Origin of the sequence: Penaeicola halotolerans (assembly GCF_016464625.1) — a bacterium.
In the GTDB taxonomy this organism is placed as follows: Bacteria; Bacteroidota; Bacteroidia; order Cytophagales; family Cyclobacteriaceae; genus Penaeicola; species Penaeicola halotolerans.
Map to the genome: position 1 here is coordinate 1 of NZ_JAEAGO010000250.1, position 232 is coordinate 232.

Consider the following 232-nt stretch of genomic DNA (forward strand, 5'->3'; position numbering starts at 1 on the left):
TTTGTTCTATGTGATGCGCTGAACTACGATAGATGGCATATTTGCAATCCAGCATGTAGTTTAGAAAAAGCTTTGGAACTGCCTATATATAAATTTCTAAAAGATGCGCTAGTCAGAAAGTATGGTCAAGTTTGGTATGATGAATTGGTGCAGGAGGTAGAAGGCTGAAGCAATTATTTCAACTTCTCGCTATGCGCTTGATTAAGTTTTGGAAGCTGCTGGATCATATCAC

At 38.4% G+C, this 232-nt stretch carries 1 protein-coding gene; it reads left to right on the forward strand.

Annotation, left to right across the window (positions count from 1 at the left end):
- The coding region (locus I5349_RS14180) for a DUF3109 family protein (protein WP_226391407.1) at positions 1–168 on the forward strand (168 nt) is incomplete at its 5' end.
- Between the last annotated feature and the right edge of the window lie 64 nt (positions 169–232).